Source organism: Marinobacter aromaticivorans (assembly GCF_002806975.1).
GTDB classification, from domain to species: domain Bacteria; phylum Pseudomonadota; class Gammaproteobacteria; order Pseudomonadales; family Oleiphilaceae; genus Marinobacter; species Marinobacter aromaticivorans.
The window spans coordinates 1-25,974 of sequence record NZ_NIHD01000005.1 but is presented as its reverse complement, the minus strand read 5'-3'; the positions used below and the strand labels follow the sequence as shown (position 1 = coordinate 25,974).

Below are 25,974 nucleotides of genomic sequence, written 5' to 3'. Positions count from 1 at the left end.
GTCCCGTTTCCTATCGTATCTTCAGACTGGCCAGGCCAATCAGAACAAGAACCACGGTAATAACCCAGAAACGCACAATCACCCGCGGTTCCGGCCAGCCCTTGAGTTCAAAGTGGTGATGCAGTGGCGCCATCCGGAAAATCCGGCGACCGGTCAAGCGGAAGGAAGCCACCTGCAGAATCACAGACACGGTCTCCATAACGAATACCCCGCCCATAATGAAAAGCACAATTTCCTGACGCACGATCACGGCGACAACACCTAGGGCGGCACCGAGAGCCAATGCCCCTACATCGCCCATAAAAACCTGCGCAGGGTAGGTGTTGAACCAGAGGAATCCAAGCCCGGCGCCAACCAGGGCACCGCAAAAGACAATGAGCTCACCGGTTCCGGGCAAATGCGGAATCAGCAGGTAATTCGCAAACTGAACGTTACCGGAAACATAGGCGAAGATACCAAGGGCGCCGGCGACCATGACAGTTGGCATAATTGCCAGGCCATCCAGGCCGTCCGTCAGGTTGACGGCATTGCTGCTGCCCACAATCACAAAGTACGACAGCAGAATGAAAAGCACCGGCCCGAGCGTCAGTGACACGTTTTTGAGGAATGGCAGATACAGCGATGTTTCCTGCGGCAGTGCCGAACTGAAGTACAGCACGATGGCAGCTGCTGCACCAATCAGCGACTGCCAGAAATACTTCCAGCGCCCGGGCAGGCCCCGGGGATTGCGCTCCACGACCTTACGATAATCATCGACCCAGCCAATGGCGCCAAACAACAGGGTTACCAGTACGGCCACCCAGATGTAACGATTAGTCAGGTCGCCCCACAGCAATGTGCTTATGGCGATAGCGACCAGAATCAACGCGCCGCCCATTGTCGGGGTACCGGCTTTGCTGAGGTGTGTCTGCGGACCGTCATCACGAACGGCCTGCCCGATCTGGTACTGACCCAGCTTGCGGATCATGAACGGCCCGATAAACAGCGAAATCAGAAGGGCCGTCAGCACCCCCAGAATCCCGCGCAGGGTCAGGTACTGAAACACTGTCAGTGCCGAAAAATAACTTGATAAAACCCCTGTCAGCCAGAGCAGCATGCGTTATTCACCTTGTTTTTTATCCCCTCCACCACGAGCTCCATGGCAGCGCTTCTGGATCCTTTTACCAGCACGGTCATCGGCGGCATGTCAGCCCGGACAACGGCCTGTACGGCTTCGTCGTGGGTTTGATACACCTCGGCTGCCTCACCAAATCCATCGCGATAGCCCTCACAACCGGCTCCCACCGCCAGCAGGCGATCAATCCCGAGCCCGGATGCGAAAGCCCCTACTTCACGGTGCAGTTCACGGGCGGTTGGCCCCAGCTCACCCATGGCACCCAAAATCGCAATACGCTCACCCTCACGGTTTGCAAGAACACTCAACGCCGCTTTCATGGACGCGGGGTTAGCGTTGTAACTGTCATCAATGACCGTCAGTCCAGCCGCCAGATTCATAGTCTCAAGGCGCCCGCGAACAGGCTCCATTGCGGCCAGCCCTTCGGCAACAGCTTCCTCCGTTGCGCCCAGCTCCCGGGTTGCTGCAATGGCAAGCAGGGCATTGGTTATGTTGTGTTCGCCTTCCAGGGGTAGCGATAAGGTGCAGGACCAGCCGTCCGGGCCGGTCACCACAATTCTCGGCTTTCGTGTTTGCGGCTGCTGTGCAACAGCCCTGTAGTCTGCGGCAGGATGATCGTAGCGGCTTACACTGACAACCCGCCTTTTGCCCGCACGGGCAAGCCACTGGTCACAGGCCGGGTCATCGCGGTTCAACACCACCAGGCCACCATCGGCAACGCCTTCAATGATTTCGCCCTTGGCCTGCACAATGTTTTCATAGCTGCCAAACCCTTCAAGATGGGCCTGGCCGGCATTGGTCAGAATAACGACACAGGGCCGCGTGATTGAGACTGTATGGGCAATCTCGCCGATGCCGCTGGCCCCCAGTTCGATAACGCCATACTGGTGGGTTGGTTCCAGGCCGAACAGCGTCAGAGGCACCCCTATGTGGTTATTCAGGTTGCCACGGGTCGCCAGGGTGTTGCCCATCCGCATCAGAATGGCAGCAGCCAGCTCTTTAACGGTGGTTTTGCCACTACTGCCGGTAATGGCGATCAGCCGGGCGGCACTTTCATCCCGGTTGCCTGCTGCCAGGTCGGCCAGCGCATCAACAGTATTGGTAACAACCAGCTGTGGTATTGCGAGGGCAGTTTCCGGCGTATCAACCACCACAGCACAGGCGCCTCCCTGCTGCGCCGCCTGCAAAAAATTGTGGCCATCAAAGTTCTCTCCACGCAACGCAACAAACAGATCGCCCGGCCTGATTGCACGGGTGTCTGTCGACACACCGGAAAACTGGACTGTGTCCAGCCCCCGGGAGTCGCACGCTGCGCCGGTTAATCGCACAGCTTCGGTGAGCGAGAAAGGGCGCATCATGCAGCACCTCCTTCCAGCTTCAGTATGTGGCGAACCTGTGCCGCATCGCTGAATGGCAGTTTCTGACTCCCGACTTCCTGCCAGGACTCATGGCCTTTTCCGGCGATCAGAACAAGATCATCCGGCGTTGCCATGCTGATCGCAAAACGGATCGCTTCGGCACGGTCATGAATCACGCGTACAGAATCCGGGCTGGCAAAGCCTGCGAGAATATCCTCGACGATCTTTTCCGGATTTTCTGTTCGGGGGTTGTCGTCTGTGACCACGACAATATCCGCAGCTTTTTCCGCTTCCCTCGCCATCTCCGGGCGCTTTCCGCTGTCCCTGTCCCCGCCACAACCGAAGACACAGATCAGCTTGCCCGTTACATGGGGCCGCAAAGCAGCCAGAGCATTGGCCAGTGCATCCGGTGTATGGGCATAATCCACAACCGCACGCACACCATCCTTGCCACAGAAGCGCTCAAGCCGGCCCGGGGGCGGAGACAGTTTTTGCACCCCCTGCCGGATCTGTTCCACCGAAGCGCCCAGCGTCATCACCGTGGCCATTGCGGCGAGCACATTACTGGCGTTGAAACTGCCCATCAGAGGCGCAGAGAACTGGAAACATCCCCATTCCCCATCAACCACGGCATCAAAGCCTTCGTCTGTAGGGTGGAATTCTTTCAGCCAGAGTTCCACCTCCGACTCGTGCAGGCTGTAGCGAACACGGTCACATTGGCCTTCCAGTTTCTCGTACAACTGGCGACCAAAAGGATCGTCATAATTGATGACCGAAAAATGTACATCCTCGCGCTCGAACAGCCGGGCTTTGGCGGCACCATAAGCCTCCATCGAACCGTGGTAATCCAGATGATCCCGCGTCAGATTGGTAAACACGGCTGCGGATATGGCCAGACCATCTACCCGGCCCTGATCCAGACCATGGGAAGACACTTCCATGACGGCAGCGCGCCCTCCCTTTGCAAGAATGCCCGATAACACGCGATTGATCTGAACCGCATCGGGGGTAGTGTGAGTCGCTTCCTGTAAGTCGCCCGGCATGCCATAGCCCAGAGTTCCCAACACGCCGCAGGGCGTGCCGGACTCGTTTAAAAGCCGGGCCACGTACTGGCTCACCGACGTTTTTCCGTTGGTACCGGTAACGCCTATGAGCCGCAGTCTGCGCGACGGATGCTCATAAAAACGCGCTGCTATTTTACCCAGCAGATCTCGCAGTTGCGGAACCGGAACAATGAGGGCCCCATGGTACTCACGACACTCCAGCTCAGTTTCTGACTGCAGTAGCACCACCGTCGCCCCCGCGGCTATGGCCTTGTCCACATAGTAATCAGCCGGCGTAGATGTGCCGGCCAGGGCAACAAATGCGTCACCGGGGCGGATGCTGCGGCTGTCGGATTGCAACCCGTGAATCGTTACATCAAAAACCGAAGGCACTGGAACAATGCCCTGCAACAAAGTACTGAGAGACGTGATGCACATAGGCCTACCCCCTCTCTCCAGATGTTTCGTTCTGCAGACCAGCGCTGCCAACTTCCAGCTCAGGCTTAACGTTCAGAAGGCGAAGCGCATCGCTCATCACCCGGGAAAACACAGGTGCCGCCACTTCACCACCGTAGTACTCGCCAGACTGCGGAGCGTCCACGGCTACAACCGTTACAATTCGCGGGTTATCAATCGGTGCCATACCAGCAAAAATCGCCTTGTACTGGCTATCCTCGTAGCCCTGGGCGCCCACAAGATGCACGGTTCCGGTCTTACCACCCGCGCTATAGAACCCGGGCTGGGCGCGCCTGCCCGTACCCCTGGACACCGCCTCTCCAAGCATGGCCCGCACATCGGCGGCCACACCTTCCGACAGCACTCTGTGGCCCTCGGGCCGGGCGTCCAGTTTCATCAGGCTGAGCGGGTACCGTATGCCACCATTGGCAATCACCATGTAAGCCTGGGCCAACTGAAGCGCGTTCACGCTCATGCCGTAACCGTATGACAGGGTTGCCTCTTCCACGGGCCGCCACTTCGGCGGTGCCGGTAGCACGCCTACTGCCTCACCGGGGAATCCGATACCGGTAGGCTGGCCCAGGCCAAGGCGGGCATAGAGGTTGCGAATCGTATCGCCGCCCAGCTCAGTGGCGATCTTGCTGATACCCACGTTACTGGATTTGACGATAATGTCGGTAAGGCTCATAACCCCGTAATTTCGGTGATCACGAATGGTGAACCGGCCAAAACGCCGATAGCCGGGCGAGGTATCGATGGTGGTTTTTGCGGAATACTGCCCGGACTCAAGCGCTGCAGCCATCGTTATGGGCTTCATGGTAGAGCCTGGCTCAAAAAGATCCGTGATGGCTTTGTTGCGGAGGTTTTCCGGAGCAAGCTGGGCACGGTCGTTGGGGTTGTATGAACCCTGGTTAACCATGGCCAATACCTCACCCGTATCAACATCCAGCATGACCAGGGTTCCGCCCCGGGCATCATGGGCATTAACCACGGACTTCAGTTCACGATAGGCCAGGTATTGCAGGCGCAGATCGATACTCAGCTCAAGATTGTGGCCGGGGGCGGCGTCCCGGATCAGTGTCAGATCCTTGATGATGCGGCCACGATTATCCTTCAACACGCGCTTGCGGCCGGACTCGCCGGAAAGCCATTCGTTGTATGCCAGCTCCATGCCTTCCTGGCCGCGCTCATCAATATTGGTAAAACCGACAACGTGTGCGGTTACTTCCCCGGCCGGGTAATAGCGGCGATACTCCTGACGCACATAGACTCCGGGAATATCCAGTTCCATGGCCCTGGTCGCCAGCCCGGGCTGCACCTTCCGGCGCAGATAGATGAATTCCCGGCTCGAATAGGTTGCCAGGCGCTGTCGCAGCTTTGCCTCACTGATTTCAAGGACACGGGCCAGGTTAGCCAGGCGCGGCTCGTTCGGATCTGTCTCGGAGGGATTGGCCCATATTGTCTGTACAGGCGTGCTTACCGCCAGAGGTTCGCCGTATCGGTCAGTGATTACGCCACGGTGAGCATCTATTGCCTCCACACGAATCGTGCGGACATCGCCCTGCTTGCGCAGGAAATCATTATCCACAACGTGCAGATCAACCAGGCGCCAGCCAAGAGCCAGTACCACCAACAGGAACACGCCCAGCACAGAGCCATAACGCCAGGCTTTCAGACCCGCCGCAACTTTCTGGCTCAATGTTCTTGCCGATTCCTGACTGGACAATCCGATCACCCTGAAATTGTTATTATCGTTAATTATCGGGCCGCCAATGGCGACATCAGTGGCACCAGAACAATGTCCTGGCGCCCGGGAACCACCATACTGAAGCGCTCAGCCGCCAGTTTTTCCACGCGCCCGTGGGCACCCAGAGCACTCTGCTCCAGAAGCAACTGGCTCCATTCCGCCTGGAAGCGGTCACGCTCAGCCTGAAGCCGGGACAGCGTATTGAACAGTTCGCGATTCTCATGGGCGCTGACAACAACACCAATGGAGGAGCCTATAAGCACCACCGCGAGGGCCAGAGACACCAGAGCATTTTTCTGACGCATGGCAGTAAAAATTCGCCGCGAAATCCGTAAAGCAACACTTACGCCTTCACGAACTTTTTCTTTATTCAGCTTCGCCGGTTTTACTGCCGGCTCTATGGCCACTGCGCCCATGGTCACGCGCTCCCCTGAACTGTATGTTTGTTGTCGGTACGCTCCAGAACCCGCATAACAGCACTGCGGGCACGAACGTTCTCTCTGACTTCGCCGGCGTTAGCCTTGCTTGCCTTGCCAATCAGGCGATAATCGGAAGCCTCCTGCTCTGCGGTCACCGGAATGCCTTTGGGCAACCTCGGGCCGCGGGCAAGATCCCGCATGAAGCGCTTCACTAACCGGTCTTCCAGCGAATGAAAACTGATAACAACCAGCCGGCCACCGGGTGCAAGCCTGTCCACAGCTGCCTGCAGCCCAATTTCCAGATCTTCCAGTTCGCGGTTAATAAAAATGCGAATTGCCTGGAAAGTGCGCGTTGCCGGGTGTTTGTGTTTCTCTTTTTTGGGTACCGCCTCGTTCACCAGAGCGGCAAGCTGGAGCGTGGTCTCTATTGGTGCGCCCTGACGACGCGCAACAATCAAACGGGCGATGCGACGGGAAAACCGCTCCTCACCATAACGAAAGATGACGTCCGCAATCTCGCCCTCTTCCGCGTGCGCCAGCCACTCGGCCGCACTCGGCGACTGCAGCGGGTTCATACGCATATCGAGAGGACCTTCCCGCATAAAACTGAAGCCTCGGGATGCATCATCAAGCTGGGGCGATGACACCCCCAGATCCAAAAGCACACCGCTGACCTTGTCCCAGCCTGCCTCGGACACTGCACGCCCGAGTTCGGCAAAGGAACCGTGGAAATATTTGAAGCGTGAATCGCCCGCAGCGAACTCTTCGGCCACCTTTATGGCTTCAGGGTCTTTGTCGATACCCAGCAGACCGCCGGACACACCCAGACGCCCGAGAATGAGCCGGCTGTGACCGCCGCGACCAAAGGTGCCATCCACATACCTGCCTTCGGGGTCACTGACCAGATAGTCGACCGCCGAATCCAGAAGCACCGAGCGGTGGGAAAACTCCGCTCCCGCCTCTGACGTGCGATCAGCGGTCATAAGGAAAGCGCCTCCATCTCGGGCGGCATGTCTTCATCACAGGACGATTCATCAAGCCACGCAAGCCAGCGCTCCTCACTCCACAGCTCCAGCTTCTTGCCCTGCCCGATAAGCATCAGTTTTTTCTCAAGGTGGGCATAGCTGCGCAAGGTGGGCGGCACCAGTATGCGCCCGGCAGAATCCATCTCCATGGGCGCTGCATTACCAAGAAGCAGCCGCTGCAGGCGCCGTGCGGACTTGTACATATTGGGCAAGGCCTCGATTTTGGGGCGCAGAACCTCCCACTCAGGTTCGGGATAAACCAGCAGACACCGCTCTTCATCGGCATTGGCGGTCAATACAATGCGGCCACCACAAGTCTGCGCGAGACCTTCGCGCACCTTGGCGGGGATCGCCAGACGACCCTTTGCATCCATATTGATGGCATGACTGCCGAGGAAATTGCCCATTTAGCCCGTCTCTGGAGACCTGAAAACCACAAATAACCACTAGAAACCACTTTTTCCCACTTGTGCACACTATAGAAACACGCAATTCACAATGCAAGCGCCGCAAACAGCGTCTCTCTTGGAAAAGTTCCTTTTATGACAAGAGGTTACAGTGAAAGATGGGAGCGAAAGGTGACATTACGGAAAAGAAAAGAAGGAAAATCAAACACCTGCAAAAAAGTCTGAAGAAGACAAGTGAGGTTTAAGATTTTTTAGCTATAAGAAGAGCGCCGTGATAATAAACACGCATCCAAAGAGAGGAAAAAATTGAGCTCGCCGATAAGCCGGGTTCTGTCGTGGACAGTCATTCATCTAGGGCCTGCGTCACCGCAGGCCTCAAGCAACCTACCCGAGTCCAGCGCGGGCCACGCCATAGGACTCCTATTTGGTCTTGCTCCAGGTGGGGTTTACCATCGCCGTGGACTGTTACCAGCCACGCGGTGCGCTCTTACCGCACCATTTCACCCTTACCGGTGTTCGTGAACGAGCCACGAACACTTAGGCGGTTTGCTTTCTGTTGCACTTTCCGTCGGCTTACGCCGCCCAGGCATTACCTGGCACCTTGCCCTGTGGAGCCCGGACTTTCCTCCCCCGGAAAACCGGCGGCGACTGTCTGGCGAGCTCGGGCAAGACAATACTCCTGCGCCACGCACCATGCAAGGAAAAGCGCCTTCCCAGGGCTCAGCCGGCCTTGAAATCAAGCGCTCTCTGGTAAAGTTCGTTTTTACTCAACCCGGTCAGCTCAGCGGCAATCTTTGCGGCCTTTCTGGTGGGCAGCTCAGCCATCAACAGGCCCAGCAAGCGGTCGACATCCAGCTCCCCCGCCACAAGACCCGCTTCTGACTTGTCTGCCCCCCGCACCATGACAACGAACTCGCCACGATTGCCATGGGGATCCTCAAGCAAGGCTGCATGCACCTCGGCGACTGCACCGGAGTAGAAGGTCTCAAACGTTTTGGTTATTTCCCGGCCCAGTACTACCTCCCTGGCCTCCCCCATAACCGCTGCAATGTCCATTACTGTATCCACAATCCGGTGCGGTGATTCATAGAACACCAGAGTAGCCGTTTCCTTGCGCAGTGCTTCCAAAGCTGCACGCCGGCCCGAGCGCTTTGCAGGCAGAAAACCTGAAAACAGAAAACGATCAGTGGGCAGCCCTGCTGCACTCAGGGCCGCGATCAGGGCGCAGGGCCCGGGAACCGGGGTCACACGCAACCCCTCTGCTCTTGCCTCACGAACCAGTACATAGCCCGGATCAGAAATCAGCGGTGTACCCGCATCCGACACCAGCGCCACATCGGCACCGGCCAGCAAGTGGTCCAGTATGCCCTGAACCCTGCCCCGCTCGTTGTGATCGTGTAACGCAATCAGCGGCTTACTGATACCAAGATGCTGAAGCAGCCGCCCACTATGGCGGGTATCTTCCGCAGCTATAACCGCCACATCTGACAGTACCCGAACAGCACGGGGGGAAAGATCCTCAAGATTGCCAATAGGGGTGGCAACGATATACAAGGTTCCCTGTTGATCGACTGGCTTTTTTATCTGCATAGTTGACTGACTGCCTCGGTTTTCAGAATAAGCGCCGCGCCTGGGGATACCGCGCAACCATGACAGCTGCGTCATGTGAATTGGTCCGGGAACTGTTAAACTTGCCACCATCAGATCGGCGCCACAAGCCCCAAAACTCCGGAACCTATAGAGCTTGCCATGACCAAGAACCCAGTTAATCATCGTGTACTGGCCGGTTTATTCACACTGACGCTGCTGTTTGCCGGTTGTGCCAGTGTTGACCTGGACCCGAACGTTGCCCAGTCTCCATCCCAGGCGCTAGAGCTTGCAGCAAAGGAAAGCAACACAGAAACGGCGCAGCAATACCTGCTCCGGATTGCCAGCCGGTTTCAGGATCGCGGCGACCACCGGGCGGCCCGCACATTACTGCAGAGCACTCAACTCGCGCAACCTGCACCATCCCTGAAAGCCCAGAAACAGCTACTCACAATGGCGAGCGCTGTGGCCCTGGAGGACCGCGAGTGGGCCAGCGCAATAGCTTCAGACCTCTCCCCCGAAAACTTCAGGGACTACAGTCCGGATCTTGTCCACAGGGCGGCAAATCTCCAGTCTGACACCTACGCACTGGCCGGCGACCGGCTCTCGGCAGCCATAACACTGATGCTGCTTGCACAGACAGACAGCAAGGTTAACCCGCAACAGATCCACGATCAGATATGGGCACTCCTTAAAGCTGTACCGGATCAGCAGCTGACTGCCGCCGGCGAGAGCACCATAGGCTTTGAGTCGGAAGGCTGGCTTGAGCTTGCCGCCAGTATTCGCGCACCCGGGTTAAGCATTGATGATCAAGGCCGCATAGTACGACGCTGGCAGAGTAACTGGCCCAGCCATCCGGCTGCACAGGTACTGCCTTCAGAGCTCCAGCTTATTGCCAACCTGGCAGCAAACCGGCCGGAAAAAATTGCCCTGGCCGTCCCTCTCAAGGGGCCGCTGGCCAGTGCCGGCAAGGCCATTCGGGATGGCTTTCTGGCTGCCTACTATCAGGATGACTCCACGGACCGGAGCAAAACCGACATTCGCATAATAGATACCTCCGATCGGGCGTTTGATACCCTTTACAAAGAGCTGGCAAACCAGGATACAGACCTGGTTATAGGGCCACTTGATAAAGAAGCCCTGGCCAGGCTCGCCAGCATTCAAAGGCTTCCTGTCCCTGCCCTGGGCCTTAACTATCTCCCTGAAAACCAGCAGGCTCCCGAAGGCCTGTACCAGTTCGGTCTTTCTGCAGAGGACGAAGCACGACAGATTGCTGACCGGCTTTCGCAGCAAAACATCAATCAGGTACTGGCGCTGATTCCCCAGGGCGAATGGGGTGATCGCGTTGAGGCCGCACTTGTGGAACGTATGCAGAGCAATGGAGCCGTCATCCTGGATATAGAGCGCTTCTTCCGTGAAGACAACCTGCGTGCGGTCACCGCAGACCTGCTGGGCATCACCGTATCCCGCGACCGGGCCATCCAGGTGGAACGCACCATTGGGCTGAACGTAGAATTCGAACCGCGCCGGCGTCAGGATGCCCAAGCCATTGTCATGGTTGCTGAGCCGGCCGTGGCTCGCCAGTTCAAACCTCTGTTTGCCTTTTACTTCGGCGGGGACCTGCCTGTCTATTCCCCTTCGATCATCTACGAAGGCACGCCCGATGCCGCCCGGGACCGGGACCTGAACCAGGTTATATTCACCGATATTCCGTGGGTGTTGAACGACAAAAATCCATTACGGGAGCAGGCAAGCAAGGTTTTGCCAGGCACCCGCGGCCAGCTGGGCCGACTGTTTGCCATGGGCGCCGACGCATGGCAGCTGAGCAAGCGCCTGCCCCTGCTTCGCCAAGTCCGTGGGGCGTCGGTGGATGGGCAGACAGGGGAACTCATCATGACCCCGGCCGGCAGCATTCACCGCACCCAACTCTGGGCCCAGTTCAAAAATGGAACACCCACACTGCTACCTCAACCGGAACCCGGCAGCAGGGAGGAAGACATCAGCCCCCAGGCACTGACCAACTAACCCCCGCACTCACAAGGAACCGCAGCCATGGAAGGCCGCAAAGCCATCGGAACACATTTTGAGGGCGTTGCAGAACACTACCTGATATCCCGCGGTGTGCAAATTCTCCAACGCAACGTATATAACCGGGGCGGCGAAATTGATCTGATAGGGCTGGACAAAGACACCCTGGTGTTCTTTGAGGTGCGCTACCGGGGCAGCGGTAGCCTTGTTGATCCGGCCAGTTCGATTTCCCGGCCCAAGCAACACCGGCTGCTTAAAGCGGTTTCTTTCTATCTGCACCGGCACCATCTCTGGGACAGTCTCACCAGAATTGACGTGGTGGCAATCAGCCCGGGAACCGTAAAAAAATACCGGGTACAATGGATTAAAAATGCAATTCAGGCGGATGTGTAAAAACTGATGAACGACATGGAAAACCTGATCAACCAGTTATTTGCTAGCCACATGGAACATACTGCCCAGGCAGCCAGCACAATCGGGCCGGCAATAGAACAGGCCGCGGATGCGTTTGTTAACACCCTCCTCAATGACGGAAAGATAGTTGCCTGCGCCAATGGTAACGCCAACGTCATCGCACAGTATTTCTGCACCGCCTTCCTGAACCGTTTTGAGCATGACCGCCCGGCCTTGCCCGCCATCAACCTGGGCGCCGACGCGACTACTTACTCGGCCATATGCCGTGACAATCGTTTTAATGACACCTTCTCGCGCCAGGTAAAAGCCATTGGCAAGCCAGGTGACCTGCTGTTCGTGATTGTTGATGATGGCCACAAAGCCAACCTCATCCAGGCTATTCAAGCAGCCCACGACCGGGAAATGAACGTTGTTGTGCTAAGCGCCAGGGAGAAATCCGATATCACCTCGCTTATGCATTCGGAAGACCATGAGATCGCGCTGAACGACCTTTCACCAACCGACGCCACGCCTCTGCTCATGGTGGTAATAAACGCCCTTTGCTCACTGGTGGACGGCAAACTGTTCGGAGGCTGAACAAAAAAACCGGCTTTCGCCGGCTTTTTTGAATGACCTGCCGCCCTTCGACGACTATTTCACAACTTTCAGGGTTGGCCGACCAGTTGGCCGATCTTCCGGGCCAGACTGCCGGGCGCCTTCGCGATCATTGGTGCCATCAGGGTCCGGAGAACCCGGCTCACTGCCAAAGACCATACCTTCGCCATTTTCTTTGGCGTAAATTGCCATTACCGCCTGAAGCGGAATAAACACCTGCATAGGCACGCCACCGAAGCGGGCACTGAATTCCAGTGCGCCGTTACCAACGACCAGACCGCGTACAGCACCAGGACTGATATTCAGAACGATTTGCCCGTTTGCCACATGCTCAGTAGGTACCTGCACACCCTGAATACCTGCATCCACCACGATATAAGGCGTACAGTCGTTATCCAGTATCCACTCATTAAAGGCTCGTACCAGATATGGGCGACTGGATGTCATGGTGGTCTTGTTATCAGGCACTGCTTGTCTCCTGTTCCGTAAAACGGAACCCTGCGAAATCAGCTACGGATATCTTCTTCAAGATCGGAAAGGCTCGCCTTGAAGCCCTCGCGCTCAAAAATACTGTCCATATACTTCTGCAACGGCTTCGCCTGTTTGTCATTGAGCTCAATCCCCAGTGCTGGCAAGCGCCAGAGGATAGGCGCAATACTGCAATCCACAATCGTGAATTCCTCAGACAGGAAAAATGGCATTTCGCCAAACACCGGCGCAGTTGCGAGCAGACTTTCACGCAGCTCCTTACGAGCGACCTCTGAGGCCTTGGCATTTGGCTGACTCAGAATCTGATCCACCAGACCACACCAGTCCTTCTGGATGCGATGGATCATCAGGCGGCTGTTAGCGCGCGCAACCGGATAAACCGGCAACAACGGCGGATGTGGAAAACGCTCATCCAGATATTCCATCATGATGTTTGGCTCGTAGAGAACCAGATCGCGGTCTACCAGAGTCGGCAAGGCGTTATACGGATTCAGATCAGCCAGTTCGGCTGGCGGATTATCCGGGTCAACATCAACGATATCAACGGTCACACCCTTCTCTGCCAGGACTATACGTACTCTGTGGCTATAGTGGCTGGCCGGATCCGAGAAAAACGTCATCGATGACCGCTTGGTCACAACGCCCATAGAACTACCTCACGAGTAAACTAACCGAATTGGCCCTGAAAAAACGCAAAAATTCCAGCGGGCCGGTTAACGCCCACTGGAACTCAGGGAACGGGATTATACCCTATTTCTCAGTGTACGTCTTTCCAGTACTCACGATTGAGCAGGTAGGCGAATACAAAGAAAATGGCTACAAAGATCAATACGAAGATACCGAGGCGCTCACGCTCAACCTTGATCGGATCCGCCATGTAGGACATGAAGTTGGTCAGATCGTACATGGCACGGTCAAACTCAGCGCCCGACATACTGCCCTCGATGGCGTAATCCGGGCAGACACCTGCGTTATTGACGTTGCCGCTCAGGGGCTCAACACTGGCCTTTTTACCAATGTTTGGCTCAACCGCACACAAGCCCTGAAGATCGACCAGAACATGAGGCATGCCCACCGCAGGGAACACCACATTATTCACGCCGAGCGGACGCGTCTCATCCTTGTAAAAACCACGCAGGTAGGAGTAGACCCAGGACTCACCGCGCAAGCGGGTTTCCAGCGTAAGATCCGGTGGTGGAGCCCCGAACCAGCCGGCGGCTGTATCCTTATCCATGGCATTCTTCATCAGCTCTCCGATCTTGGCGCCGGTGAATATGAGGTTCTCCTCATACAGCTCGACCGGAATCTCGAGATCATCAGCAACACGCTTGTAGCGAGCGTACTCCATGGAGTGACACCCCATGCAGTAGTTCGTAAACAGAGCCGCTCCTCGCTGCAGGGATACCTTGTCAGTGTGATCCGTCTTGATCGGATCAAGCGGAAGGCCAACGGCTGCCAGCCCGAGAACCGGCAGGAATGCGATGAAAAGACCAAAAATCAGCTTTCTCATTATCCTGTCACCCTCTCTGGTACTGGCTTGGTTTTTTCCATGCGCGTATAAAACGGCATCAGAATGAAGTAGAGGAAATACACTACCGTCAGAATCTGCGCCACCATGGTGCGCCCTTCGGTAGCCGGCACAAGGCCCAGATAACCGAGAACGACAAAACTGACCGCAAACAGCGCCAACGCAATCCGGCTTAACCACCCCTTATAGCGGATGGACTTTACCGGGCTTCTGTCCAGCCAGGGCAAGACGAACAGAATGGCAATCGCGCCGCCCATAACAACCACACCCCAGAATTTCGCTGGCAGCCCGAACAGGTCTACCGTGACCGCACGAAGCATGGCGTAAAAAGGCGTGAAATACCACACAGGCGCAATGTGGGCGGGTGTCTTGAGCGCGTTTGCCGGCTCAAAGTTTGGCTTCTCGATGAAGAGCCCACCCATCTCCGGGAAGAAGAACACCACGACAAAGAAGATAAAGAAGAATACCGCCACGCCCACAAGATCGTGCACGGAATAGTACGGGTGGAACGGAATGCCGTCTTTGGGTATGCCGTTCTCATCCTTATTCTTTTTGATCTCGATACCGTCGGGGTTGTTGGAACCCACTTCGTGCAAGGCAAGGATGTGGAGAACCACCAGACCGAGCAAAACAATCGGCAGCGCAACCACGTGCAGCGCGAAGAAACGGTTCAGGGTAATACCGGAGATCAGATAATCACCGCGAATCCACAGAGACAGATCTTCACCAATAACCGGAATAGCACCAAACAGGTTGACGATAACCTGGGCACCCCAATATGACATCTGCCCCCAGGGCAGCAGATAACCCATAAAGGCTTCGGCCATGAGCACGAGGTAGATGAGCATACCGAACAGCCAGATCAACTCCCGGGGCTTCTGATAGGAACCGTACATAAGACCACGGAACATGTGGAGGTACACCACAATAAAGAACGCGGACGCACCCGTGGAATGCAGGTAGCGCAGCAACCAGCCCCACTGCACATCGCGCATGATGTACTCAACGGATGCGAACGCACCCTCACCCGTGGGGTTATAGCTCATGGTAAGCCAGATACCGGTCACCAGCTGATTGACCAATACCAGCATTGCCAGAGAACCGAAAAAATACCATACGTTGAAGTTTTTCGGCGCGTAATACTTAGCCAGGTGCTTATTCCAGGCATCAACAACGGGCAGACGCTCGTCGACCCAATTAAGAAGTTTCTGCATTACGCTGCCTCCGGATCAAGACCAATCGTGAGTGTCACGTCATCATCGAAGCGATAAGGCGGCACTTCCAGGTTCAGAGGTGCAGGCTGCGAGAAAAATACCCGCCCGGCCAGATCGAAACGGGAGCCGTGACACGGGCAGAACAGACCCCCAAGCCACTCATCGCCCAGGTCGGCAGGGGCCACCTCGGGCCTGTACGTTGGCACACAACCCAGATGGGTGCATATGCCTACCAGCACGGCAAACTCAGGCTTCAGTGCACGATACACGCCATCGATGTATTCCGGCTGCTGCGGCTCCTCAGACTGCGGGTCTCTTAATCTGTCGTTAAGCTTTTTGATATTTTCCAGCATTTCCGGGGTGCGGCGGATAACCCAAACAGGCTTACCTCGCCATTCAACTGTTATCTGCTGCCCAGGCTCTATCTTTTCTACGTTGACTGTCACCGGCGCACCAGCCGCCTCCGCTTTGGCACTGGGATTCCAGGATGCCACGAAAGGAACTGCCGCACCAATGACGCCGACTCCACCGACCGCAGCCGTAGCGCCGATCAGAAACCGGCGCCGACCTTGGCTCACGTCGCCATTATTCATTATGGTTTTCTCCCATCAGGCGATGTCACAACCCGCCAGAAAGCCGACAGTGTGCATCGAAAAGGACTTCACAATCCAAAAATATAAGCGCTCAAATGGTAATGAAATTACCATGGCCTTACAAGTCGGAAAGCCGCCACCAGAGCCTCTTCTCTGCTCCAGATCAATTTGACTTGCATTGCTTTATAAACAAAAAAACCCGACCAAAATAGCCGGGTTTTTTTCGGGATCTGCTCCAGCGAAAGTTAACGCTTGGAGAACTGAGGACGCTTGCGCGCCTTGCGCAGACCAACCTTCTTACGCTCAACAGCGCGGGCATCGCGAGTAACATAGCCCGCTTTGCGCATTGCAGGGCGCAGAGTTTCATCGTAATCCATCAGGGCACGGGTCAGGCCGTGACGAATAGCGCCTGCCTGGCCACTACTGCCACCACCTTTGACGGTGATATTGATATCAAAACGATCCGCAGATTCAGAAACAACCAGCGGCTGACGCACGATCATGCGCAGGGTCTCACGACCGAAGAACTCTTCGATAGAGCGACCATTGATGGAGATGTTACCGCTTCCCGGCTTGATGAACACCCGAGCCGTGGATGTTTTGCGGCGACCAGTACCGTAATTTTGTGCTACAGACATATCCGCCTTCCGTTAAATGTCGAGTTCTTTGGGCTGCTGGGCTGCATGGGGGTGCTCAGCGCCTGCATAGATTTTCAGCTTCTTGAACATGGCGCGACCAAGCGGGCCTTTCGGAAGCATGCCTTTGACAGACTTCTGAATAACCTGCTCAGGCGCCTTGTCTACCAGCTTCTCGAAGCTGATGGATTTGATCCCACCCGGAAAGCCGGTATGGCTGTAGTACATCTTGTCAGATGACTTGTTGCCGGTAACCCGCACCTGGCCCGCATTGATAACAACAATGTAATCGCCGGTGTCTACATGAGGGGTATACTCAGGCTTATGCTTGCCCCGCAGACGACGGGCGATTTCGGTTGACAGACGGCCCAGCGTCTTGCCGGCTGCGTCTACAACGTACCAGTCACGCTTTACGCTTTCTGGTTTCGCACTCAGAGTCTTCATTGATTCCGCCTTGAACGCTATAAAAAAAGAAACGTTAAAACCACCTCCGGAACACTTCATTATATCCGGTGGGGGCTCTTTACCTGTATCTGATTGGCAGTGACGCTATTCGGGGCTGAGATAGCGGCATCGCCTTGAAAAGCCAGGGCGCGAAGTATACTCGAACAAGCAACAAAAACCAACCCCGGCTACCACTGTTTTATCACGCGAACATTACCAAAGAGCCCGGGCGTAAAGCTGGCGTGTATTGGCAAATATCACCGAGGCCACATGATCCACAGACTCTCCCCGTATCCCGGCGAGACACTCAAGAATCTGCCGCAGATAAGCCGGGGAATTGGCTCCGGCTTGCACGCCTTCCGGAGCCATATCCGGGGCATCTGTCTCAAGCACCAGGGCCTCAAGAGGCAACCGTGCAACTGTATCCCGGGTTTTGCGGGCCCGCGGGTGGGTTATAACACCTCCAACGCCAATGAAACACCCCTGGCCGATCAGTTTTTCAGCCTGCTGATAGCTTCCTGAAAATCCATGCAGCAGAGCCCTGCCGACCCAATTCTTCCGCCTCAGTGTGGCATGCACCTCGTCATGGGTTTTCACTGAGTGAATCACCAGAGGAAGACCGTTTTTCAATGCCAGCTCAATCTGCGCCTCGAACCAGGGATACTGGTCCTCCATCGTGCCGTGCAGCCGGTCCAGGCCGCACTCACCAATGGCCACAAACCGCTCGGGGCGGGTCTGAATGATTTGTTCCAGCTGCTCCAGATCCCGGCTGGAGTGTTCAGCAACAAACCATGGGTGAATGCCCAGGCAATAATACAAACCCTCATGCGCCAAGGCTGTACTTCTGACGCGCTCCCAGTCCGCACGACGCACACCGGGGATTACCAGCCCCGCAAGATGATCCCGGGAGGCCGCCTCAAGGGTCTTATCGCGCACTCCGTCAAACTGCGGAAAATCAAAATGGCAATGGGCATCGACCAGCTTCATATCTGCTTCCACCCACTAAAAGTCAGTGTTCCCGGGTTTTGTGGAACTCGATATCCGGATACCGTTCCTGAGCCAGGCTCAGGTTAACCATTGTGGGTGCGATATACGCCAGCCGATCGCCCCCATCCAGCGCCAGATTATCATTGTTCTTGCGCTGAAACTCATCCAGCTTACGCTCATCCCTGGAGGTTACCCAGCGCGCCGTTGCCACATTGATCGGCTCGTAAACAGCCTCAACCTTGTATTCTGTCTTGAGCCGGCTGACCACCACATCAAATTGCAGAACACCTACGGCCCCCACAATCAGGTCATTATTGCGCAAAGGCCGGAAGACCTGAACCGCCCCCTCTTCCGAGAGCTGGATCAACCCTTTCTGGAGCTGTTTCGCCTTCAGGGGATCTTTTAACCGGATGCGCCGGAACAACTCAGGGGCAAAATTGGGAATGCCGGTGAATTTCATGTCTTCGCCGGCGGTAAAGGTATCGCCCAGCTGGATGGTTCCGTGGTTATGCAGGCCAATGATATCACCGGCATAGGCCTCACCCGCCTGCTCACGATCCCCGGCCATAAACGTCAGTGCGTCTGCAAAACGCACCTCTTTGCCAATACGCACATGGCGCGCCTTCATGCCCTGACTGTACTTGCCGGACACTATGCGCATGAATGCAACTCTGTCCCTGTGTTGCGGATCCATGTTCGCCTGAATTTTGAAAACAAAACCGGAGAAACCCGGATCATCGGGCTTTACCAGCCGCAGGTCAGTTTCCCGGGGCTGGGGATCGGGCGCCCAGTCCACCAGTCCATCCAGCATATGGTCAACACCAAAGTTGCCCAGGGCCGTACCGAAAAACACCGGAGTAAGCTTGCCGGCCAGGAAGGCTTCGCGGTCAAATTCGTGCGATGCACCCTTCACCAGTTCCACTTCATCACGTAAATCGCTGGCGTATGCACCGATCGCTGCATCAAGCTCCGGATTATCCAGCCCGCTGATAGCCCTGACTTCCTGAATGGTGTGGCCGTGCCCACTCTGGTAGAGAATCACCTCATCCCGCAACAGGTGATAAACACCCTTGAAGCTCTTGCCCATGCCGATGGGCCAGGTAATCGGTGCGCAGGCGATTTTCAGGATATCCTCCACCTCATCCATCAACTCCACCGGATCACGGGTATCCCGGTCCAGCTTGTTCATGAAGGTGATAATCGGTGTATCCCGGAGCCGGGTAACCTCCATCAGCTTGATGGTCCGCTCCTCAACCCCCTTGGCACTGTCAATTACCATCAGGCAGGAGTCTACGGCTGTCAGTGTGCGGTAGGTATCTTCCGAAAAATCCTCGTGACCCGGCGTGTCCAGCAGGTTCACCAGCTTGTCTCGGTAGGGAAACTGCATCACCGAGGTAGTTACGGAAATGCCCCGCTCTTTTTCCATTTCCATCCAGTCAGATTTCGCGTGCTGGCCGGATTTCTTACCCTTGACCGTCCCTGCCTTCTGCAGCGCATGGCCGAATAACAGAACCTTCTCGGTAATTGTGGTCTTACCGGCGTCAGGGTGAGAAATGATGGCAAAGGTGCGGCGTTTAGCCACTTCCCGGGAGAGGTGAGACATAGTTGAACAGGAACCTGCGTCAGATATTCTGGAAAAGGCGCCCATTATAAGGGCTAAGATGCTATTACGCGAACACAAGCAGCGACCATCAGGTATGCAACAACAGGGACATCACCCGGGCATCCTCCCATCCGGAGGCTGCCGGATAATACCCGGGGCGGCGCCCTATTTCCTCAAACCCCTCGTTGCGATACAGCCTGGTTGCAACCTTGTTGCTGAGGCGCACCTCGAGTAAAACCTGGTTCATTTCCTCACGGACGGCTTCAGCAAGAAGGTGGCGCACCAATCGCCTGCCTGCTCCATGCCCGCGCCACCCCGGATGCACACAAAGGTTCAGCAGGTGCACCTCATCAAGTATATGCGTCACCACAGCGTACCCCACCAGATCGTCTCCAAGGCAGGCACCCCAAACGCGGTAATCGGGTTTGAAACAATCCAGAAATACTGCCTCAGACCAGGGGTAGGAATAGGCCAGACGTTCAATCTCAAGCACCTGGGGTAAATCGCCAGGCACTAATGACCTTATGGTCAGTTCAAGGCCGCGCGCAGGGTCATACGCATCTTCCTTCTTCCACATCACGCAGTAGCCATGGATTTCAGTTTTTGCCACAGGACGCGCTTGAGAGCGGGATCGCTGGCAAGTTCCGCCAGAGAATGCCCGAATTCAATATCAGGAGCCCGCTGAAGAATTTCTTTCAGCCAGCAGGAGCCAACATCGCTCAGGCCAGTCATATCCCCGAGAACAATCACCCTCTTGCCCTCCAGACCACGCAGCACCTGTGTCAGAACAAGTTTCAGGTCAGCCAGGGCGTTACCGGGCACAAGACGATTATTGAATACTGGCCAGTGTACCTGGTCAGCGGGTCCTGACTGATGATCGCCAAGACTTTTCAGTATGTTTCCGGAAAGCGCCTCCTGCAGCCGCAGACTGGCTTCTCTGGAGATATGTGCAACCAGGACATGATCTTTGCCAGAAAATATGCCGAGATTGAGGTTTATCGCATCAGTAACGTCACCCCGGGACCCGGCTGACGGGGAAACAACAACGTCAGGATCGGTAGCTGCTTTATCTGAACCAGAGCCTGGGGGGCGGCCCTGATTTGCGGACGGGGTGTCTGGTTCAGGTGTTTTTTCATTCTCCATCAACGCATGGAGACTGGCAATCCGCTTGGCGCTCTGCCCGCCAGTATCCGATGGCGGAAGCGGTACCTGCTCTGCGGCAAACCGGTCAGCAACCCGCGCGGGCAAATGCTGGGGCGCAGGTTCGTCCGATTCCGGAAACTGAAATTCCGGGCTGGGCGCGGCACCGGGCAAAGGCTCGCGAGCATACCACATGCGGATGCCTGCAACGCCCAGATAAAACTGTCTCTGCGTTTCGCTTTCAATCATCAAACATCTGCGACCTGTGGATGCTGCCGGATCCCTCCACGGCTGATCAGGTTAAGGGCCTCAATATAAGCCTTGGCTGATGCAACAATAATATCTGTATCTGCGCCGACGCCATTTACAATCCTGCCGCCACGCTCAAGGCGCACGGTAACCTCTCCCTGGGCGTCGGTGCCACTGGTAATGTTATTCACCGAATACAGCTGCAGATTGCAACCGGAATCCACCAGGGACTCGATTGCCTTGAAGGTGGCATCCACCGGGCCACTGCCCTCCGCCTCAACCTTGTGTTCTTTTTCATCCATTGTCAGCGTCAGCAGGGCCTTGGGAACCACGCCTGTTTCTGAGCATACCTGCAAACAAACAAGCCGGTACCTTCCTTCTTCATCCTTCTGCGGGGTGTCACTGGCAATTGCCTGCAAGTCCTCATCAAATATTTCATGTTTCAGATCGGCCAGCGCCTTGAAGCGCGTAAACGCCTCGTTCAGCTCTGTCTCGGTTTCAAACTGAATACCCAGCTCAAGCAAGCGGGTGCGAAACGCATTGCGCCCCGAGTGCTTGCCCAGAACCAGGCTGTTGGTGTGCCAGCCAACATCCTCGGCACGCATGATCTCGTATGTCTCACGATGCTTGAGCACGCCGTCCTGATGAATCCCCGATTCGTGGGCAAACGCGTTCGCCCCCACTATGGCTTTGTTGGGTTGCACGGGGAAACCGGTAATGGTGGAGACCAGGCGCGAAGTCGGGACAATATGGCGGGCATCTATGCGCGTGTCTATGTTGAACAGGTCCTGACGTGTGCGCACGGCCATAACCAGCTCTTCCAGGGCAGCATTGCCAGCGCGCTCTCCCAGGCCGTTGATAGTGCACTCTACCTGCCGCGCACCCCGGGTTACCGCAGCAAGCGAGTTCGCCACCGCAAGCCCCAGGTCGTTGTGGCAGTGCACGGAAAAAATGGCTTTATCAGCATTGGGGATCCGGTTAAGCAGTTGGTGAATCGTTTCAGCAAACTGCTCAGGTATTGCATAACCAACCGTATCCGGAATGTTGATGGTATTTGCGCCCGCATCGATAGCGGCTTCAATAATGCGACACAGGAAGTCCAGCTCGGAACGGCCGGCATCTTCACAGGAGAACTCAACATCATCAACATGGCTTCGGGCGCGCTTGACCGACCGCACCGCCTGTTCAATCACCTCATCTGGCTGCATTTGCAGCTTGTGTTTCATGTGGATGGGCGATGTGGCGATAAATGTATGGATGCGCGACCGCTCGGCAGGGCGAATCGCCTCAGCTGCGCGATCAATATCTTTGTCCAGAGCGCGGGCGAGACTGCAAATGGTTGATTCCTTGATCGTCTCGGCAATAGATTTTACCGCTTCAAAGTCACCCTGACTTGCAATTGCAAAGCCTGCTTCAATAACGTCAACACGGAGCTTCTCAAGGGCCTTGGCAATCCGGAGTTTTTCCGTTTTATTCATGGTAGCGCCGGGGCTTTGCTCACCATCACGGAGAGTTGTATCGAATATAACCAGATGATCGTTGCCAGACATTGAAGGTGCTCCATTCGCATTTGGTTTTGTTAAAACAGTATATCACCGGGGCGCATAAGGAGCAGCGCTTCGGCTCGCTGCCGGATTAATTCAGACACAAAAAAAACCCCAGCAGTTACCCGCTGGGGTTGTTTTATTTAAGCGTCTGACGATGACCTACTCTCACATGGGCAAATGCCACACTACCATCGGCGCTGGCCTGTTTCACTTCTGAGTTCGGGATGGGATCAGGTGGTTCCAAGCCGCTATGGTCGTCAGACAAAACGGTTGATCACTGGGGGACGGGATAGAGGTTGTTCACTGTGACATGGATTTTTTCGTCTTTTCAGACTTTATGGCGTTATCCGCAATTGTCTTGGGTGTTATATAGTCAAGCCGCACGAGCAATTAGTATCGGTTAGCTCAACGCCTCGCAGCGCTTACACACCCGACCTATCAACGTCCTGGTCTTGAACGGCTCTTCAGGGACCTTAAAGGTCCAGGGAGATCTCATCTTGGAAGGGGCTTCCCGCTTAGATGCTTTCAGCGGTTATCCTGTCCGAACATAGCTACCGGGCAGTGCCACTGGCGTGACAACCCGAACACCAGAGGTTCGTTCACTCCGGTCCTCTCGTACTAGGAGCAACTTTCCTCAAATCTCCAACGTCCACGGCAGATAGGGACCGAACTGTCTCACGACGTTCTAAACCCAGCTCGCGTACCACTTTAAATGGCGAACAGCCATACCCTTGGGACCGGCTTCAGCCCCAGGATGTGATGAGCCGACATCGAGGTGCCAAACACCGCCGTCGATGTGAACTCTTGGGCGGTATCAGCCTGTTATCCCCGGAGTACCTTTTATCCGTTGAGCGATGGCCCTTCCATACAGAACCACCGGATCACTATGACCTACTTTCGTACCTGCTCGACGTGTCAGTCTCGCAGTTAAGCGGGCTTGTGCCATTACACTAACCGCACGATGTCCGACCGTACTTAGCCCACCTTTGTGCTCCTCCGTTACGCTTTAGGAGGAGACCGCCCCAGTCAAACTACCCACCACACAATGTCCTCAACCCCGATCAGGGGCCAGAGTTAGAACCTCAAACATGCCAGGCTGGTATTTCAAGGTCGGCTCCACGCAAACTGGCGTTCACGCTTCAAAGCCTCCCAGCTATCCTACACAAACATATTCAAAGTTCACTGTGAAGCTATAGTAAAGGTTCACGGGGTCTTTCCGTCTAGCCGCGGATACACCGCATCTTCACGGCGATTTCAATTTCACTGAGTCTCGGGTAGAGACAGCGCCCCCATCGTTACGCCATTCGTGCAGGTCGGAACTTACCCGACAAGGAATTTCGCTACCTTAGGACCGTTATAGTTACGGCCGCCGTTTACCGGGGCTTCGATCAAGAGCTTCGCTTACGCTAACCCCATCAATTAACCTTCCGGCACCGGGCAGGCGTCACACCGTATACGTCCACTTTCGTGTTTGCACAGTGCTGTGTTTTTAATAAACAGTCGCAGGGGCCTGGTATCTTCGACCGGCTTCTGCTCAACCCGCAAGGGGCGTCACATACCACCGGCGTGCCTTCTCCCGAAGTTACGGCACCATTTTGCCTAGTTCCTTTACCCGAGTTCTCTCAAGCGCCTTGGTATTCTCTACCTGACCACCTGTGTCGGTTTGGGGTACGGTCTCAAATAGCCTGAAGCTTAGAAGATTTTCCTGGAAGCAGGGCATCAATGACTTCGCTCCCATTTGGGTGCTCGTCGTCACGTCTCAGGATTGTGGACCCGGATTTGCCTAAGTCCACTCCCTACTCGCTTAAACCGGGACAACCGTCGCCCGGCTCACCTAGCCTTCTCCGTCTCTCCATCGCAGCTATCCAAGGTACGGGAATATTAACCCGTTTCCCATCGACTACACCTTTCGGTCTCGCCTTAGGGGCCGACTCACCCTGCGCCGATTAGCGTTGCGCAGGAACCCTTGGTCTTCCGGCGTGCGGGTTTTTCACCCGCATTGTCGTTACTCATGTCAGCATTCGCACTTGTGATACCTCCAGCAAGCTTCTCAACTCACCTTCGCAGGCTTACACAACGCTCCCCTACCCCGCATACAATGTATGCAGCCGCAGCTTCGGTATCCAGTTTGAGCCCCGTTACATCTTCCGCGCAGGCCGACTCGACTAGTGAGCTATTACGCTTTCTTTAAAGGATGGCTGCTTCTAAGCCAACCTCCTAGCTGTCTGAGCCTTCCCACATCGTTTCCCACTTAACTGGAATTTGGGGACCTTAGCTGGCGGTCTGGGTTGTTTCCCTCTTCACGACGGACGTTAGCACCCGCCGTGTGTCTCCCGGATAGTACTCACAGGTATTCGGAGTTTGCATCGGGTTGGTAAGTCGGGATGACCCCCTAGCCGAAACAGTGCTCTACCCCCTGTGGTATTCGTCCGAGGCGCTACCTAAATAGCTTTCGGGGAGAACCAGCTATCTCCGGGCTTGATTAGCCTTTCACTCCGATCCACAAGTCATCCCCTGGCTTTTCAACGACAGTGGGTTCGGTCCTCCAGTTGATGTTACTCAACCTTCAACCTGCTCATGGATAGATCGCCCGGTTTCGGGTCTATGCCCAGCGACTAAATCGCCCTATTCAGACTCGGTTTCCCTACGGCTCCCCTAAACGGTTAACCTCGCCACTGAACATAAGTCGCTGACCCATTATACAAAAGGTACGCCGTCACGGAACACGTCCGCTCCGACTGCTTGTACGCATACGGTTTCAGGATCTATTTCACTCCCCTCACAGGGGTTCTTTTCGCCTTTCCCTCACGGTACTGGTTCACTATCGGTCAGTCAGGAGTATTTAGCCTTGGAGGATGGTCCCCCCATATTCAGACAAGGTTTCTCGTGCCCCGTCCTACTCGATTTCACGCAACTCAGGTTTCGGATACGGGGCTATCACCCACTATGGCGGCACTTTCCAGAGCCTTCTCCTACCTTTTGTTACGCTTAAGGGCTAGTCCCCGTTCGCTCGCCGCTACTGAGGGAATCTCGGTTGATTTCTTTTCCTCGGGGTACTTAGATGTTTCAGTTCCCCCGGTTCGCCTCTTACACCTATGTATTCAGTGCAAGATACCCGACCGAAATCGGGTGGGTTTCCCCATTCAGAGATGCCCGGATCACAGCTTGTTTGCCAGCTCCCCGAGCCTTATCGCAGGCTTCCACGTCTTTCATCGCCTCTGACTGCCAAGGCATCCACCGTATGCGCTTAGTTGCTTGACTATATAACCCCAAGACAACTGATCGCTGGTACAACCACGCTCTCTCCCAACACCACCTGATAAAAGGCAACATCAAAAGACAAGGCGTTTGTA

Annotated in this window: 23 protein-coding genes, 2 rRNA genes and 1 other RNA gene; 3 read left to right on the top strand and 23 right to left on the bottom strand. The window is 55.6% G+C overall.

Annotated features, from left to right (window positions below):
* Positions 1 to 10 precede the first annotated feature (10 nt).
* From mraY to rsmI, 9 genes are all read right to left on the bottom strand, one after another.
* On the bottom strand, positions 11 to 1,096 hold the full coding sequence (gene mraY, locus CDH48_RS08830) for a phospho-N-acetylmuramoyl-pentapeptide-transferase (RefSeq protein ID WP_100688374.1): 1,086 nt from the start codon (positions 1,094 to 1,096) through the stop codon (positions 11 to 13).
* Complete coding sequence (locus CDH48_RS08825) at positions 1,081 to 2,472, bottom strand: UDP-N-acetylmuramoyl-tripeptide--D-alanyl-D-alanine ligase (protein WP_100688373.1); 1,392 nt, start codon at positions 2,470 to 2,472, stop codon at positions 1,081 to 1,083. The genes mraY and CDH48_RS08825 overlap by 16 nt, the downstream gene beginning before the upstream one ends.
* On the bottom strand, positions 2,469 to 3,953 hold the full coding sequence (locus tag CDH48_RS08820; protein ID WP_100688372.1) for a UDP-N-acetylmuramoyl-L-alanyl-D-glutamate--2,6-diaminopimelate ligase: 1,485 nt from the start codon (positions 3,951 to 3,953) through the stop codon (positions 2,469 to 2,471). Before CDH48_RS08820 ends, CDH48_RS08825 begins: the two co-directional genes overlap by 4 nt.
* A gap of 4 nt (positions 3,954 to 3,957) precedes the next feature.
* Positions 3,958 to 5,697 (bottom strand): peptidoglycan D,D-transpeptidase FtsI family protein, encoded by a 1,740-nt coding sequence (locus CDH48_RS08815; RefSeq protein WP_100688371.1) that lies wholly within the window; start codon positions 5,695 to 5,697, stop codon positions 3,958 to 3,960.
* 32 nt (positions 5,698 to 5,729) lie between these two features.
* A complete protein-coding gene (ftsL, locus tag CDH48_RS08810; protein WP_100688370.1) occupies positions 5,730 to 6,134 on the bottom strand; it encodes a cell division protein FtsL in 405 nt (134 codons plus the stop codon).
* Positions 6,135 to 6,136: 2 nt separating this feature from the next.
* On the bottom strand, positions 6,137 to 7,120 hold the full coding sequence (gene rsmH, locus CDH48_RS08805) for a 16S rRNA (cytosine(1402)-N(4))-methyltransferase RsmH (protein ID WP_100688369.1): 984 nt from the start codon (positions 7,118 to 7,120) through the stop codon (positions 6,137 to 6,139).
* The gene (gene mraZ, locus CDH48_RS08800) at positions 7,117 to 7,569 is read right to left on the bottom strand and encodes a division/cell wall cluster transcriptional repressor MraZ (RefSeq protein WP_100688368.1); all 453 of its coding nucleotides are present in this window, start codon (positions 7,567 to 7,569) and stop codon (positions 7,117 to 7,119) included. The genes rsmH and mraZ overlap by 4 nt, the downstream gene beginning before the upstream one ends.
* A 303-nt stretch (positions 7,570 to 7,872) precedes the next feature.
* An RNA gene (gene rnpB, locus CDH48_RS08795) (RNase P RNA component class A) lies at positions 7,873 to 8,233 on the bottom strand.
* A gap of 56 nt (positions 8,234 to 8,289) precedes the next feature.
* Complete coding sequence (gene rsmI, locus CDH48_RS08790; protein WP_100688588.1) at positions 8,290 to 9,159, bottom strand: 16S rRNA (cytidine(1402)-2'-O)-methyltransferase; 870 nt, start codon at positions 9,157 to 9,159, stop codon at positions 8,290 to 8,292.
* Between the two features lie 159 nt (positions 9,160 to 9,318).
* Here rsmI and CDH48_RS08785 point away from each other — a divergent pair, with 159 nt between their 5' ends.
* Genes CDH48_RS08785 through CDH48_RS08775 form a run of 3 tightly spaced genes read left to right on the top strand, consistent with a single transcriptional unit; the run spans position 9,319 to position 12,174 of the window.
* The gene (locus CDH48_RS08785; RefSeq protein WP_100688367.1) at positions 9,319 to 11,181 is read left to right on the top strand and encodes a penicillin-binding protein activator; all 1,863 of its coding nucleotides are present in this window, start codon (positions 9,319 to 9,321) and stop codon (positions 11,179 to 11,181) included.
* A 27-nt stretch (positions 11,182 to 11,208) separates the two neighbouring features.
* Positions 11,209 to 11,577, top strand: coding sequence for a YraN family protein (locus tag CDH48_RS08780; RefSeq protein ID WP_100688366.1), 369 nt, complete (start codon positions 11,209 to 11,211; stop codon positions 11,575 to 11,577).
* Between the two features lie 6 nt (positions 11,578 to 11,583).
* Entirely contained in the window at positions 11,584 to 12,174 is a 591-nt protein-coding gene (locus CDH48_RS08775) for a D-sedoheptulose-7-phosphate isomerase (RefSeq protein ID WP_100688365.1), read from the top strand.
* Between the two features lie 54 nt (positions 12,175 to 12,228).
* On the opposite strand, the gene CDH48_RS08770 is transcribed toward CDH48_RS08775, so the two are convergent.
* The 14 genes from CDH48_RS08770 to CDH48_RS08705 all read right to left on the bottom strand — a co-directional run bounded on the left by CDH48_RS08770 (position 12,229) and on the right by CDH48_RS08705 (position 25,882).
* Entirely contained in the window at positions 12,229 to 12,639 is a 411-nt protein-coding gene (locus tag CDH48_RS08770; RefSeq protein ID WP_188437709.1) for a ClpXP protease specificity-enhancing factor, read from the bottom strand.
* 59 nt (positions 12,640 to 12,698) lie between these two features.
* The gene (locus CDH48_RS08765; protein ID WP_100688363.1) at positions 12,699 to 13,328 is read right to left on the bottom strand and encodes a glutathione S-transferase N-terminal domain-containing protein; all 630 of its coding nucleotides are present in this window, start codon (positions 13,326 to 13,328) and stop codon (positions 12,699 to 12,701) included.
* A gap of 110 nt (positions 13,329 to 13,438) precedes the next feature.
* Positions 13,439 to 14,191 (bottom strand): cytochrome c1, encoded by a 753-nt coding sequence (locus CDH48_RS08760; protein ID WP_100688362.1) that lies wholly within the window; start codon positions 14,189 to 14,191, stop codon positions 13,439 to 13,441.
* The gene (locus CDH48_RS08755; protein ID WP_100688361.1) at positions 14,191 to 15,423 is read right to left on the bottom strand and encodes a cytochrome b; all 1,233 of its coding nucleotides are present in this window, start codon (positions 15,421 to 15,423) and stop codon (positions 14,191 to 14,193) included. The genes CDH48_RS08760 and CDH48_RS08755 overlap by 1 nt, the downstream gene beginning before the upstream one ends.
* Positions 15,423 to 16,016 (bottom strand): ubiquinol-cytochrome c reductase iron-sulfur subunit, encoded by a 594-nt coding sequence (petA, locus tag CDH48_RS08750; protein ID WP_100688360.1) that lies wholly within the window; start codon positions 16,014 to 16,016, stop codon positions 15,423 to 15,425. Before petA ends, CDH48_RS08755 begins: the two co-directional genes overlap by 1 nt.
* 245 nt (positions 16,017 to 16,261) lie before the next feature.
* Positions 16,262 to 16,654 carry a 30S ribosomal protein S9 gene (rpsI, locus tag CDH48_RS08745; protein WP_100688359.1) on the bottom strand — a complete coding sequence of 131 codons (393 nt, stop codon included), beginning with the start codon at positions 16,652 to 16,654 and terminating at the stop codon, positions 16,262 to 16,264.
* A 12-nt stretch (positions 16,655 to 16,666) separates the two neighbouring features.
* On the bottom strand, positions 16,667 to 17,095 hold the full coding sequence (gene rplM / locus CDH48_RS08740; protein ID WP_100688587.1) for a 50S ribosomal protein L13: 429 nt from the start codon (positions 17,093 to 17,095) through the stop codon (positions 16,667 to 16,669).
* Positions 17,096 to 17,308: 213 nt separating this feature from the next.
* A complete protein-coding gene (locus CDH48_RS08735) occupies positions 17,309 to 18,082 on the bottom strand; it encodes a TatD family hydrolase (protein WP_100688358.1) in 774 nt (257 codons plus the stop codon).
* 22 nt (positions 18,083 to 18,104) lie between these two features.
* A complete protein-coding gene (gene prfC, locus CDH48_RS08730; RefSeq protein WP_100688357.1) occupies positions 18,105 to 19,685 on the bottom strand; it encodes a peptide chain release factor 3 in 1,581 nt (526 codons plus the stop codon).
* A gap of 88 nt (positions 19,686 to 19,773) precedes the next feature.
* Positions 19,774 to 20,295: a ribosomal protein S18-alanine N-acetyltransferase gene (gene rimI, locus CDH48_RS08725; RefSeq protein WP_227521017.1), complete on the bottom strand. Its 522-nt coding sequence runs from the start codon at positions 20,293 to 20,295 to the stop codon at positions 19,774 to 19,776.
* The gene (locus tag CDH48_RS08720) at positions 20,262 to 21,074 is read right to left on the bottom strand and encodes a 2-isopropylmalate synthase (protein ID WP_100688355.1); all 813 of its coding nucleotides are present in this window, start codon (positions 21,072 to 21,074) and stop codon (positions 20,262 to 20,264) included. Before CDH48_RS08720 ends, rimI begins: the two co-directional genes overlap by 34 nt.
* Positions 21,074 to 22,624 (bottom strand): 2-isopropylmalate synthase, encoded by a 1,551-nt coding sequence (locus CDH48_RS08715; protein WP_100688354.1) that lies wholly within the window; start codon positions 22,622 to 22,624, stop codon positions 21,074 to 21,076. The genes CDH48_RS08720 and CDH48_RS08715 overlap by 1 nt, the downstream gene beginning before the upstream one ends.
* Before the next feature lie 143 nt (positions 22,625 to 22,767).
* Positions 22,768 to 22,883, bottom strand: a 5S ribosomal RNA gene (rrf, locus tag CDH48_RS08710).
* A gap of 107 nt (positions 22,884 to 22,990) precedes the next feature.
* Positions 22,991 to 25,882, bottom strand: a 23S ribosomal RNA gene (locus CDH48_RS08705).
* Between the last annotated feature and the right edge of the window lie 92 nt (positions 25,883 to 25,974).